The sequence below is a fragment of the Hamadaea sp. genome (assembly GCF_013362815.1).
In the GTDB taxonomy this organism is placed as follows: domain Bacteria; phylum Actinomycetota; class Actinomycetes; order Mycobacteriales; family Micromonosporaceae; genus Hamadaea.
Genome location: NZ_JABFVK010000104.1, coordinates 1 through 12,422 on the forward strand (window position 1 = coordinate 1; position 12,422 = coordinate 12,422).

The 12,422-nt window shown below is 69.4% G+C and carries 11 protein-coding genes; 9 read left to right on the forward strand and 2 right to left on the reverse strand.

The features are described 5' to 3' along the window. Positions 1–61 precede the first annotated feature (61 nt). From HOV77_RS32595 to manA, 5 genes are all read left to right on the forward strand, one after another. Positions 62–1,444, forward strand: coding sequence for a phosphomannomutase/phosphoglucomutase (locus HOV77_RS32595; RefSeq protein WP_290869550.1), 1,383 nt, complete (start codon positions 62–64; stop codon positions 1,442–1,444). A gap of 9 nt (positions 1,445–1,453) precedes the next feature. Next, positions 1,454–1,630 (forward strand): Trm112 family protein, encoded by a 177-nt coding sequence (locus HOV77_RS32600; protein WP_290869553.1) that lies wholly within the window; start codon positions 1,454–1,456, stop codon positions 1,628–1,630. A gap of 3 nt (positions 1,631–1,633) precedes the next feature. Next, entirely contained in the window at positions 1,634–2,836 is a 1,203-nt protein-coding gene (locus HOV77_RS32605; RefSeq protein ID WP_290869556.1) for an SIS domain-containing protein, read from the forward strand. Between the two features lie 175 nt (positions 2,837–3,011). Beyond that, positions 3,012–3,938, forward strand: a complete 927-nt coding sequence (locus tag HOV77_RS32610) for a cation diffusion facilitator family transporter (protein WP_290869559.1) — start codon at positions 3,012–3,014, stop codon at positions 3,936–3,938. Between the two features lie 4 nt (positions 3,939–3,942). Beyond that, on the forward strand, positions 3,943–5,070 hold the full coding sequence (manA, locus tag HOV77_RS32615) for a mannose-6-phosphate isomerase, class I (RefSeq protein WP_290869561.1): 1,128 nt from the start codon (positions 3,943–3,945) through the stop codon (positions 5,068–5,070). Here manA and ahcY read toward each other — a convergent pair. Then, positions 5,067–6,518 (reverse strand): adenosylhomocysteinase, encoded by a 1,452-nt coding sequence (gene ahcY, locus HOV77_RS32620; protein ID WP_290869563.1) that lies wholly within the window; start codon positions 6,516–6,518, stop codon positions 5,067–5,069. The two genes, manA and ahcY, sit on opposite strands and share 4 nt — an antisense overlap. Before the next feature lie 448 nt (positions 6,519–6,966). Between ahcY and efeU the strand changes: the two genes are divergently transcribed. From efeU to efeB, 3 genes are read left to right on the forward strand one after another with little or no spacing between them, the layout of a single operon-like run. Continuing rightward, positions 6,967–7,833, forward strand: a complete 867-nt coding sequence (gene efeU, locus HOV77_RS32625; protein WP_290869565.1) for an iron uptake transporter permease EfeU — start codon at positions 6,967–6,969, stop codon at positions 7,831–7,833. An 18-nt stretch (positions 7,834–7,851) separates the two neighbouring features. Continuing rightward, positions 7,852–8,976 carry an iron uptake system protein EfeO gene (gene efeO / locus HOV77_RS32630; protein WP_290869567.1) on the forward strand — a complete coding sequence of 375 codons (1,125 nt, stop codon included), beginning with the start codon at positions 7,852–7,854 and terminating at the stop codon, positions 8,974–8,976. 11 nt (positions 8,977–8,987) lie between these two features. Further along, positions 8,988–10,250, forward strand: coding sequence for an iron uptake transporter deferrochelatase/peroxidase subunit (gene efeB / locus HOV77_RS32635; protein ID WP_290869570.1), 1,263 nt, complete (start codon positions 8,988–8,990; stop codon positions 10,248–10,250). A gap of 109 nt (positions 10,251–10,359) precedes the next feature. Here efeB and HOV77_RS32640 read toward each other — a convergent pair whose 3' ends face one another. Continuing rightward, on the reverse strand, positions 10,360–11,298 hold the full coding sequence (locus HOV77_RS32640; protein ID WP_290869573.1) for an RDD family protein: 939 nt from the start codon (positions 11,296–11,298) through the stop codon (positions 10,360–10,362). 95 nt (positions 11,299–11,393) lie between these two features. On the opposite strand from HOV77_RS32640, the gene HOV77_RS32645 reads away from it, so the two are divergent. Then, on the forward strand, positions 11,394–12,359 hold the full coding sequence (locus HOV77_RS32645) for a stage II sporulation protein M (protein ID WP_290869576.1): 966 nt from the start codon (positions 11,394–11,396) through the stop codon (positions 12,357–12,359). Positions 12,360–12,422: the final 63 nt, after the last annotated feature.

Below are 12,422 nucleotides of genomic sequence, written 5' to 3' on the forward strand. Positions count from 1 at the left end.
TGGCGGGAGCGCCGTGGGTCGAGGCCGAGCCGGCGGTGGTCACTGACTAGGCTTGCTTGTCGTGACGGATCTTTCGGCGATCATCAAGGCCTATGACGTCCGGGGCACCGTCCCCGATCAGCTGAACGAGGATGTGGCGCGCGCTGTCGGCGTCGCGTTCGCCCGGGTGCTGACCGAGCAGGGCACGGGGGCGACTGCCGTCGTGCTCGCCCATGACATGCGCGAATCCGGGCCCGGCCTGGTCTCGGCGTACGCCGAAGGCATCCGGTCGGAGGGCCTCGACGTCGTCAACGTCGGCCTGTGCTCGACCGACGAGCTCTACTACGCCTCGGGCGTGCTCGACCTGCCCGGTGCGATGTTCACGGCGAGCCACAATCCGGCTCAGTACAACGGGATCAAGCACTGCTACGCCGGGGCGAAGCCGGTCGGGCAGGAGTCGGGTCTCGCCCGGATCAGGGAGATCGCGCAGGATCTGCTGGACGACGGCGGGCCGGCGGTGTCCACCCTGATCGGCGGCTACGAGGAGCGGGATCTGCTTTCGGCGTACGCCGAACATCTGCGCGGCCTGGTCGACCTGTCCGGCATCCGCCCGCTGAAGGTCGTCGTCGACGCAGGCAACGGCATGGGCGGGTTCACCGTCCCGGCGGTGCTCGGGGACACGGTGCTGCCGGCGCTGCCGCTCGACATCATCCCGATGTACTTCGAGCTGGACGGCTCCTTCCCGAATCACGAGGCCAACCCGCTGGAGCCGAAGAACATCGTCGACCTGCAGGCGGCGGTCGTGAAGCACGGCGCCGACCTCGGGCTGGCCTTCGACGGCGACGCCGACCGCTGCTTCGTCGTGGACGCCGACGGCGATCCGGTGTCGCCGAGCGCGATCACCGCTCTCGTCGCGACGCGGGAACTCGCCAAGCACCCGGGCGGCACGATCATCCACAACCTCATCACCTCCCGGGCGGTGCCCGAGATCGTGACCGAGAACGGCGGGGTCCCGGTGCGTACGCGGGTGGGGCATTCGTTCATCAAGGCGGAGATGGCCAAGACGAACGCCATCTTCGGTGGCGAGCACTCGGCGCACTACTACTTCCAGGACTTCTGGGGGGCCGACACCGGCATGCTGGCCGCGATGCATGTGCTGGCTGCGCTGGGGGAGCAGGACAAGCCGCTGAAGGAGCTGGCCGCCCGATACGAGCGGTACGCCGCCTCCGGCGAGATCAACTCCACCGTCACCGATCAGCGGGCGAAGCTCGACGAGGTCAGGCAGGCGTACGCCGACCAGGAGCAGGACGAGTTGGACGGGCTGACGGTGAGCTTCGCCGACGGCAGCTGGATCAACCTGCGCCCGTCCAACACCGAGCCGCTGCTCCGGCTGAACGTCGAAGCGCCCACCGCCGAGCGCGTCGCGGAGCTCCGTGACGACGTCCTGACGATCGTGCGCGGGTAGGCTCTGCCCATGTCCAACGACTCGGCACTCGACCCCCAGCTGCTCGAGGTGCTGGCCTGCCCGGCGCCCGATCACGCCCCGCTCGACTACGACGCGGCGGCCCAGACGTTGACCTGCACGTCGTGCGGCCGGGTCTTCCCGGTTCGCGACGGTCTCCCGGTATTGCTGCTCGACGAGGTGATCTGAGGGATGGGCGCTCCGATAGACGGCTCCGCCGGCGTACGCGGGCATCGGCACCTCGACGAGGCGCTGCTGGACGACGTCGCCGCGGTCGAGGCCAACGACCCGGGCGGCATGATGCGGGCGACGGCCGGAGCCGGTGCGCAGGTACGCGAGGCGACCGCGCTGACGGCCGAGGTCAACCTGGCTCAGCTGGCCGACGAGGGTCGCCCGCGCGCGATCGTCATCGCCGGGGCCGGGACCGCCGCCCGCAGTGGTGACGTGCTCGCCACCGTCGCCGGACCCCGGTGTCCGGTGCCGGTGCTGGCGCATCGCAGCTCCGGCGTACCGGGCTGGGTCGGCGCGGCCGACGTCGTGATCGCGGTGTCCGCCAGCGGCCGGTCCCCGGAAGCGCTCGCGGCGGCGGAAGCGGCCACCCGACGGGGCGCGCGTCTCGTCGCGATCGGTGCGCCCGACTCGCCGCTGCAATCGGTCGCCGAACGGGGCCGATCGCCGTTCGTCCCGGTGCCACGGCGCGCGCCCGCGCGGGCCAGCCTCTGGGCGTTGACCGTTCCGGTGCTGCTCGCGGCGCGGGCGCTCGGCCTGGTGAAGATCACCGAAGCGGATCTCGCCGAGACCGCCTCCCGGTTGGACGCCGACGCCGACCGGTGCCGCCCGGCGGCGGAGAGCTTCGTGAACCCGGCCAAGGCGATGGCGTTGTCGCTGGCCGGCTCGGTGCCGATCGTCTGGGGCTCGTCTCCGCTGGCCACGATGGCGGCCCGCCGCTTCGGCGACACCTTGTCGGCGAACGCGCGCTATCCCGTGGTCACCGGCGAACTCGGCGAAGCCGGCCGAGGCCGGGTCGGTCTGCTGGACGGCTACTTCGGCGCGCTCGCGGAATCGCAGCGCGACATCTTCGCCGATCCGGACGACGAAGAGGAGGCGAGCAGCCGCCTCTCGGTCACCCTGTTGCAGGACGGCGGGCTGGCCGACGACGAGATCAGCGCGCCGGCCGGGGTCGAGGAGCGCCGCATCGAGGCGGTCCAGGAGATCTGCGAGCGCCGGGGCATCCGCTGGACGCTGCTCACCGCGGAGGGCGGCTCGGTGCTGGAGCGGTTCGCCTCGCTGGTGGCGGTGCCCGACTTCGCCTCGATCTACCTGAGCCTGGCGCACGGGCTCGACCCGATGGCGGTGCCGGCCGTCACCGAACTGAAGGAAAAGCTGCGCGGCTGAGCACCCCGCCGCGCGGCCCGCACCCACGGCACTGGATCATGGTTCCCGGCCGAATCTTGCATGAAGATTCGACACTGAACCCTGATCTGCCGCGAACGGCGCTGCCGCGAACGGCAGCGCCAAGTGGGGGACGGCGCGCGGGCGAGGCCGAGGCAAGAGAGGGAATGAAGCAAGCGTGAGCGCTGGTGGAGGCACCAAAGCGGTCGTGGCGGCGCTGGCCGCGAATCTGGGCATCGCGACCACGAAGTTCATCGCGGCGGCACTGAGCGGGTCGTCGTCGATGCTGGCGGAGGCGATCCACTCGGTCGCCGACTCAGGCAACCAGGTGCTGCTGTTGTTCGGCGGGAAGCGCGCTCAGCGCGCCGCCACGCCCCAGCACCCGTTCGGCTACGGGCGCGAACGCTACATCTACAGCTTCATCGTCTCGATCGTGCTGTTCAGCGTCGGCGGCCTGTTCGCGCTGTACGAGGCGTACCACAAGTGGCACGATCCGCACCCGATCACGTCGTGGGCGTGGCTGCCGGTCACCGTCCTGATCGTCTCGATCATCCTCGAGAGCATGTCCTTCCGGACGGCGATCAAGGAGTCGAACCTCATCCGGGGCAAGGTCGGCTGGGTCCAGTTCATCCGCCGCGCGAAGGCCCCCGAGCTGCCGGTGATCCTGCTGGAGGACCTGGGCGCGCTGATCGGTCTGATCTTCGCCCTCTTCGGCGTCTCGATGACGCTGCTGACCGACAACGGCAAGTGGGACGCCGTCGGCACCGCGATGATCGGCGTGCTGCTGGTGGCGATCGCGGTGGTGCTCGCGGTGGAGACCAAGAGCCTGCTGCTCGGCGAGTCCGCGACCGACACCGACGTCGCCGCCATCGAGCGCGCCATCCTGGCCGGCGACGAGGCCGAGCGGATCATCCACATGCGTACGCTGCACTTGGGTCCCGAGGAGTTGCTGGTCGCGGCGAAGATCGCGATCCGGCACGAGGACTCGGCGGACCACATCGCGGAGGGCATCGACGCCATCGAGAAGCGCGTCCGCGAGGCGGTCCCGATCGCCCGGGTCATCTACCTCGAGCCCGACATCTACCACGCCGAACGCGCCGAGTAGCCGCATGCGCCCCCTCACCAGCCCCATCCAGCCCTACGCCTGGGGTTCGCGTACCGCCCTCGCCGAGTTGCAGGGCCGGTCCGCACCCAGCGCCGGTCCGGAAGCCGAGCTGTGGGTGGGGGCGCACCCCAGCGCCCCGGCCCGGCTGCCTGACGGTCGCGGTCTCGACGAGGCCATCGCGGCCGAGCCGGACGCCACGCTGGGCCTGGCCCTGGACAAGTTCGGTCCGCGCCTGCCCTACCTGCTCAAGGTGCTCGCCGCGGAACGGCCGCTGTCCCTCCAGGCCCATCCGGATCTCGCCACGGCGCAGGCGGCGTTCGCGGCCGGGCATCCGAGCTATGTGGACGCCAATCACAAACCGGAACTGCTGGTCGCGGCCACGGACTTCGACGCCCTGTGCGGCTTCCAGCCGACTGCCGTCGGCGCCGCCCGGCTCGCTGGGCTTCAGGTCGCCAAGCTGGATCAAGTTGTACGCACACTGGCGGCCGGCGATCTCCGCTCGGCGGTCGAGCAGTTGCTGACGTGGCCGGAGCCGGACCGGGCCGGACTCGTGGCCGACGTCCTCGCCGCCGCCGGCGAGCGCCCTGAGTACGTCGTCGCCCGCCGGTTGGCCGCGTATTACCCCGGTGACGTCGGTGTGGTGGTCGCGTTGCTGCTGAACTTCGTCACGCTCCGGTCCGGTGAAGGCATCTGGATGCCCGCCGGGAATCTCCACGCCTACCTGCGGGGGACCGGCGTCGAGATCATGGCGGCCAGTGACAACGTGCTGCGTGGCGGTCTGACGCCCAAGCACGTCGACGTCCCCGAACTGTTGCGGGTGCTCGTCTTCGAGCCGCTGACCGATCCGGTGCTGCGTCCCGTCCGGCTGGACGAGGGCGAGGGGTGGTCCGTCGACACCTGGCCGGTGCCGATCGAGGACTTCGCGCTGCGCCGGGTCAGCCTGAGCGGGGGAGTGGTGAGACTCGATCCGGTCGGTCCGCGTACCCTCTTGTGCTTGCGCGGAGAGATCGTCGCCGCGGACCGGGACGGCAGCGTGGACCTGAAGCCCGGGTACGCGGCCTTCGGAAACGCCGACGCCGGCCAGCTGGAGCTGACCGGCGTCGGAGAGGTTTATCTGGCTACTGTGGATTAGTACCGGTAGTGGTCGGCCTTGTACGGGCCTTCCACCGGTACGCCCAGGTAGTCGGCCTGGTCCTTGGTGAGCTGGGTGAGCCTGACGCCCAGCGCGTCCAGGTGCAGGCGGGCGACCTTCTCGTCCAGGTGCTTGGGCAGCACGTAGACGCCGATCGGGTACTGGTCGGTCTTGGTGAAGAGCTCGATCTGCGCGATGGTCTGGTTCGTGAAGCTGTTGCTCATCACGAAGCTCGGGTGACCGGTCGCGTTGCCCAGGTTCAGCAGGCGGCCCTCGGACAGCACGATGATCGAGTGCCCGTCGGCGAAGACCCACTCGTCGACCTGCGGCTTGATGTTGATCTTCTTGATGCCCGGGAGCTTCGCGAGGCCGGCCATGTCGATCTCGTTGTCGAAGTGACCGATGTTGCCGACGATCGCGTTGTGCTTCATCTGCGCCATGTGATCGGCGGTGATGACGTCCTTGCACCCGGTCGAGGTGACGAAGATGTCCGCAGTGGACACGACGTCCTCGAGCGTGGCGACCTGGTAGCCGTCCATCGCGGCCTGCAGGGCGCAGATCGGGTCGACCTCGGTGACGATGACCCGGGCGCCCTGGCCGCGCAGCGACTCGGCGCAGCCCTTGCCGACGTCGCCGTAGCCCGCGATGACCGCGACCTTGCCGCCGATCAAGACGTCGGTGGCGCGGTTGATGCCGTCGATCAGCGAGTGGCGGCAGCCGTACTTGTTGTCGAACTTGCTCTTGGTGACCGAGTCGTTGACGTTGATCGCCGGGAAGAGCAGCGTGCCGGCGGCCTGCATCTCGTAGAGGCGGTGCACACCGGTGGTGGTCTCCTCGGTGACGCCCTTGATCTGCCCGGCGACCGTCGTCCAGCGCTTGGCATCCTCGGTGAGCGACCGCTGCAGCACCTTGAGGATGATCGCGTACTCCTCGGAGTCCGCGGTGTCGGGCGACGGGACCGCGCCGGCCGCCTCGAACTGCGCTCCCTTGTGGACGAGCAGGGTGGCGTCGCCACCGTCGTCCAGGATCATGTTCGGGCCCTCACCGCCCGGCCAGAGCAGAATCTGCTCGGTGCACCACCAGTACTCCTCCAGCGTCTCGCCCTTCCAGGCGTAGACCGGCACACCAGAGGGCTGCTCGACGGTGCCCTCCGGGCCGACGACGACCGCGGCCGCCGCGTGGTCCTGTGTGGAGAAGATGTTGCAGCTGGCCCAGCGCACCTCGGCGCCGAGCGCGACGAGCGTCTCGATGAGGACGGCCGTCTGGATCGTCATGTGCAGCGAGCCGGTGATCCGTGCGCCGCGCAGCGGCTTCGTCTCGCCGAACTCACGGCGCATGGCCATCAGGCCGGGCATCTCATGCTCGGCGAGCTGGATTTCCTTGCGCCCGAAGGCGGCCAGGGAGAGGTCGGCGACCTTGTAGTCACCGGTGGTCAGGATGCGGGTCATGTACAGAACTCCTGTCGGTCGGCTGACCAGTTGCCGGGCTTGCCGGCGGTGCTTCGAGACAGAGCGTACCGGCCGGTCTCCGGGCACTTCGCCGCGGCAGGTGCCCTCGTCAGCTGTTCGACAGATCTTCTGCGGACATGCGTACGCCGGTGGCCGAGCCGCTCGTGGACCTTCCACGATCGGACGACCACCGGCGTACATCCCCCCGGTTTGGTTCCCCCGCGCGTGCCCCCGGATATCGCTTCCAAGTTAACGCTGCGTGGTTACAGACTCACACCACGTAAGGGACATGTCAAGCAAAACGGAGAAAACGCCGGGGTGTCCGGTGTGGTGCAGTTCATGTGCCGTTCCTCGATGCCCGCTTGACGCGGCCCTGGTCCTTGGCCTTAAGGTATGGCTGCCCTAAGTTAGGCTCAGCTAACGTCCCTCGATCTTCCGGAGTGCGCCAATGTCCGGCAACGTCTTCCTCCCGGCGTACCTCACGGGTCTGCGTGAGGGGCTGGAGGCCGCGCTGGTCGTCACGATCCTCGTCGGCTTCCTCGTCAAGTCCGACCGCCGCCGCCAGCTGCCGCTGGTCTGGGCCGGTGTCGGCGTGGCCGCTGCGCTCTCCGTCGGCGTCGTGCTCGCCCTCGGGTACGCCTCCGAGGTGCTGACCGGGCCGGGCCGGGAGTTGTTCGAGGCCATCACCTCCGTCGTCGCCGTCGTCTTCGTGACGTGGATGATCTTCTGGATGCGCAAGGCCGCCCGGTCGATCGCCGGTACGCTGCGAGCCCAGCTCACCGACGCGATCAAGCTCGGCCCGATCGCGGTGGTCGTCGTCGCCTTCCTCGCGGTCGCCCGGGAGGGCGTCGAGACGGCCGTCATCTTCATGGGCATCGTTCAGCAGTCGCCGACCGCTTGGCCGGTCGTCGGCATTACGGGCGGACTGCTCACCGCAGCGGCGCTCGGCTTCGGCCTGTACGCCAGCATCCTGCGGATCAACCTCACGAAGTTCTTCACCTGGACCGGTCTGCTGCTGATCCTCGTCGCCGCCGGGATCTTCAAGTACGGCGTACACGACTTCCAGGAGGCCGGCGTCCTGCCGGGGCTGTCGACGAAGGCGTTCGACATCAGCGGCGTGCTCGACCCCACGACCTGGTACGCCTCGTTGCTCTCGGGGATGTTCAACATCACCCCGGAGCCGACCGTGCTGGAGGTCGTGGCCTGGGTCGCCTACGTCGTCCCGGTCCTGATCCTCTTCCTGCTGCCCACCTGGGTGAAGCGGCCCGCCGCCGACCGGCAGCCGACTCAGCCTGCTCCCACGTCCGCCCGTTGATCCTGGAGAGACCGAATCATGCGCAAGCACCTTCTCGTACCGGCCGCCCTGCTGGGACTGACCGCGTTCGGCCTGACCGGGTGCGGCAAGGACGAGCCCGCGTCGACCGGCGCCGACGGCCCGATCGCCGTCACGGCCAGCGACTCCGCCTGTGAGATCGCCCGGGCCGAGAGCGCGGCGGGGACGGTCAGCTTCAAGATCAGCAACACCGGCTCGAAGGTCAACGAGTTCTACATCTACGCCTCCGGCGACCGGGTGATGGGCGAGAAGGAGAACATCCTGCCGGGCGTACCGGTCGAGCTGCACGTGGAGCTGCCGGCCGGCACCTATGAGGCGGCCTGCAAGCCGGGCATGGTCGGCGACGGCATCCGCAGCAAGTTCACCGTGACCGGATCGGCCGCGCCGCTGACCGCGGACCAGAAGCTCGCCGACGCCACCACGAGTTACCAGCGGTACGTGAAGAGCCAGACGGACACGCTGCTGGTCAAGACCGAGGAGTTCGTCAACGCCGTCAAGGCGGGCGACGTGGCCAAGGCCAAGGCGCTGTTCCCCGTGGCGCGCACCTACTGGGAGCGCATCGAACCGGTCGCGGAGATCTTCGGCGACCTCGACCCGAAGATCGACGGCCGGGAGGACGTCGTCGCCGAGGGCATGGCGTTCACCGGTTTCCACCGGATCGAGAAGGACCTGTGGACCACCGGCGACATCAGCAAGGACGGTCCCATCGCCGACCAGCTGCTGACCGACGTCAAGGAGATCGTCGCCAAGGCCAACGCCGAGAAGCTGTCCCCGCTTCAGCTCGCCAACGGCGCGAAGGAGCTGCTGGACGAGGTCGCCACCGGGAAGATCACCGGCGAGGAGGACCGCTACTCGCACACCGATCTGTGGGACTTCGCCGCGAACGTCGAGGGCTCCAAGGCGGCCATCGCCGCCCTGCGCCCGGCGCTGGAGGAGCGCAGCCCCGACCTGGTCACCAAGCTCGACGCCGCGTTCAAGGCAGTGGAGACCACCCTGGGCAAGCACCGCGCGGGCGACGGCTGGAAGCTGCACAACCAGCTCAGCCAGGCCGAGTTGAAGGAACTGTCGGACGTGATCAACGCGCTGGCCGAGCCGATCAGCCAGGTCGCGGGCGCGATCAAGTGACGGGGGCGGGTATGGTTTCGCGACGTAAGGCCCTGACCCTCGCTGGAGTCGGCGTGGCGGGCGCGGCCGGGGTGGCTGCGACGGCGGCCGTGCTCAGCGGCGGCGGCGAATCGGCGACCGCGGCCGACACCGCGGCGGACGGGATCGCGTTCTATGGCGAGCACCAGGCCGGGATCGTCACCCCCGCCCAGGACCGTCTGCATTTCGTGGCGTTCGACGTGATCACCAAGGACCGCGCCGACCTCATCGAACTGCTGCAGAAGTGGACCGCGGCCGCAGCCCGCATGACCGCCGGACACGACGCGGGCGTCATCGGCGCCGTCAGCGGCATCGCCGAGGCGCCACCGGACGACACCGGCGAGGCGCTCGGCCTGCCGCCCAGCGGGCTCACCCTCACCATCGGCTTCGGCCCGAGCCTTTTCCGGACGGCCGACGGGGTCGACCGCTTCGGCCTCGCGGCCCGCCGCCCGGCGGCACTCGACGACCTGCCCGCCTTCCGGGGCGACGCGCTCAAGCCGGAGCTCTCCGGCGGCGACCTGTGCATTCAGGCCTGCGCCAACGATCCCCAGGTCGCCGTGCACGCCATCCGCAACCTGGCCCGGATCGGCTTCGGCAAGGTCACCGTGCGCTACTCGCAACTCGGCTTCGGGCGTACCTCGTCGACGTCGCGTACGCAGGCCACCGCACGCAACCTGATGGGCTTCAAGGACGGCACGAACAACCTCAAGGCCGAAGACGGCGAGCTGCTCACCGAGCACCTGTGGGCGACCGGCCCGGACGGTGCGGAGTGGATGGCCGGCGGCAGTTACCTGGTGACCCGCAAGATCCGGATGGTCATCGAGACCTGGGACCGCACCTCGCTCGGCGAGCAGGAGGCGATCATCGGCCGGAACAAGGGCGAAGGCGCTCCGCTCGGCCACGCCAAGGAGTTCGACAAGATCGACTTCTCCCGTCCGGGCGCGGACGGCCGACCGGCGATTCCGATGGACTCGCACGTCCGGCTCGCGCACCCCGAACAGAACGGCGGCGTACGCCTGCTCCGGCGCGGCTATAACTTCGTGGACGGTTCGGACGGACTGGGACGGCTGGACGCCGGGCTGTTCTTCATGGCGTACCAACGGGACCCGCGTAAGCAGTTCGTCCCGGTGCAGCGGTCGCTGGCCAAGTCGGACACGCTCAACGAGTACATCCGGCACGAGTCAAGCGCCGTGTGGGCGTGCCCGCCCGGCGTCTCCGGACCGCAGGACTTCTGGGGCCGGGCCCTGTTCACCTGACGTTCTTTGGGCTGCAGATCACGGAAATGCAGGCTAAACCGGTCCATGATCACATGCGTAACCGTGATCTGCAGCCGAAGAAGCAGCCGAAGGCCGGGCCAGAAGCGGGCTAGCGGGGAGCGGGCGGCCGCACCGCAGGCGCACCCGTCGGGTACGCCGTAGGCCACGGAGCCGCTGCCGTCCACGGTTGCTGCACAACTGGCGTGAGCTGGGGGAACAGTTCGGGCCAAAGGGTCGCGTGCGCGGCCCGGGCGGCCGACAGCCGCGCAGCGGTCCGGCGATGCCGCTCGCCCAGCACGGCAGCCAGGTACGCCCAACCCGGAGTGTTCGGCGGAGGCGGCGGGTTCGTCTTGGCGAGCACTTCGCCCGCCAGGCGCATGCCGAGCCTGGTACGGAACGGTTCCCGCAGTTCCCGGCTCCGCGCCAGGAAATGACGTACGGACAGGGCCAGCTCGTCGTCCAGGCCGGTCAGGTCCAGCGTCGACGCCCAGGCCATCAGCGGTGGCGGGGTGACGGGAATCCAGCCCCAGGTCGCCGGGGAACGGTCGTGGATGACGAGCGTTCCGGCGGCCAAGTCGCCGAGCCGCTTGCTCTGCGGGTTCGTAGCCATCGTGATGAGGCTCGCGCCCCAGGTGACCAGCGGCATCAGCAGGCCGGGCCATTCGACCGCCGCGCCGATCAGCGCCCGTACGACCGCGTGCCGGAACCGGATCGGGCCGCCGTCGTCGCGGACGACGCGAAGTCCCATGACGAGCTTGCCAGGTGTGCGACCCTGCGTCAGCGTCTCCCAGACCGCTTGATGGCCGACGAAGACGGTCACGATGATGAGCACCCATGCGGTGCCGCCCAGCGCGCCGTCGCCCAGGCCCGAGAAGGACAGCCCGATCAGTGCGACGAAGCCCAGCACGACGAAGGTCGCGAACTGCGACACCATGTCGATGAGCAGGGCCAGCACGCGCGATCCGGCGCGCGCCACCCGGATGTCCAGGTGCACCGCCTCGCCGCTGACCAAGCCGTCCGTGAGCGGCTCGGCGATCGCCGTGGTCATGCTTCTCCCCATCTGGTACGCCCAGCGCAGAACACGTGTCCCGCCAAGTGAGCAGCCGCAGTCTACGCTGTGGACTCCAACGGTGGGAGGAACTAGTGGATCTTGACGCGTTCGTCGCCGAGCACACCGCCGAATGGCGGCGGCTCGAGGTGCTCAGCCGGCGGCGACGGTTGTCCGCCCGCGAAGCCGACGAACTCGTGGTGCTCTACCAGCGCGCGGCCACCCACCTCTCGGTCGTCCGCAGCCGGTTGCCCGATCCCTCGCTGGTGGCCCGGTTGTCCCGGCTGGTGCTCGCCGCCCGGGCGGCGGTGACCGGTGGCTCGGCGTTCTCCTGGCGATCGGTCGGCCGTTTCTTCACCCATGGATTTCCCCTGGTCGTCTACCGGGCCCGGCGCTGGTGGATCAGCGTCGCGCTGATCTTCGTCGCGACGGCGTTCTTCTTCGGCGTATGGTTCGGCACTCATCCCGAGTCGCTCGCGATGCTCATGTCGGACGACACCGCCCAAGCCGTCGTGGACGACGAGTTCGAGCGCTACTACAGCACGTACGCCGCCCCCAACTTCGCGGCGCAGGTCTGGACCAACAACGCCTGGGTCGGGGCGCAGTCGTTCGCCGGAGGCATCCTCTTGCTGCCGGCGGCGTACGTGCTCTTCGAGAACGCGCTCAACCTCGGGTTGATGGGCGGCCTCATGGTCAGCCGGGGCCGGGCCGACCTCTTCTTCGGGCTCATCGCCCCGCACGGCCTGCTGGAGATGACCGCCATCTTCGTGGCGGCCGGGCTCGGCCTGCGCATCGGCTGGTCCGCCATCGCGCCCGGCCCGCACCTCAGCCGGGCGGCCGCGATCGCCCGCGCCGCCCGCACCGGCATGGTCGGCGTACTCGGACTGGTGGCGGTCTTCGCGGTTGCGGCGTCGCTGGAAGCGTTCGTCACCCCGTCACCGCTGCCCATGCCGGTCAAGGATGCGATCGGGGTGTTGGTGCTGATCGGCTTCTTCGCGTACGTCACGATCCGGGGGCGTGCCGCCGAAGCGGAGTCCTTCGACGCCGACGTCCCCGACTGACCCCGTTGATCATGAACCCAGGGTCCGCTTCGACGGCGTGTCGACGCCCCTGGGTTCATGATC

What these genes read in the sequence shown, in the direction of transcription:
- HOV77_RS32600 (WP_290869553.1), top strand. Translation starts at nt 1,454, where the DNA reads ATGTCCAACGACTCGGCACTCGACCCCCAGCTGCTCGAGGTGCTGGCC.
- HOV77_RS32605 (WP_290869556.1), top strand. Translation starts at nt 1,634, where the DNA reads ATGGGCGCTCCGATAGACGGCTCCGCCGGCGTACGCGGGCATCGGCAC.
- manA (WP_290869561.1), top strand. Translation starts at nt 3,943, where the DNA reads ATGCGCCCCCTCACCAGCCCCATCCAGCCCTACGCCTGGGGTTCGCGT.
- ahcY (WP_290869563.1), bottom strand. Translation starts at nt 6,518, where the DNA reads ATGACCCGCATCCTGACCACCGGTGACTACAAGGTCGCCGACCTCTCC.
- efeU (WP_290869565.1), top strand. Translation starts at nt 6,967, where the DNA reads ATGTCCGGCAACGTCTTCCTCCCGGCGTACCTCACGGGTCTGCGTGAG.
- efeO (WP_290869567.1), top strand. Translation starts at nt 7,852, where the DNA reads ATGCGCAAGCACCTTCTCGTACCGGCCGCCCTGCTGGGACTGACCGCG.
- efeB (WP_290869570.1), top strand. Translation starts at nt 8,988, where the DNA reads ATGGTTTCGCGACGTAAGGCCCTGACCCTCGCTGGAGTCGGCGTGGCG.
- HOV77_RS32640 (WP_290869573.1), bottom strand. Translation starts at nt 11,298, where the DNA reads ATGACCACGGCGATCGCCGAGCCGCTCACGGACGGCTTGGTCAGCGGC.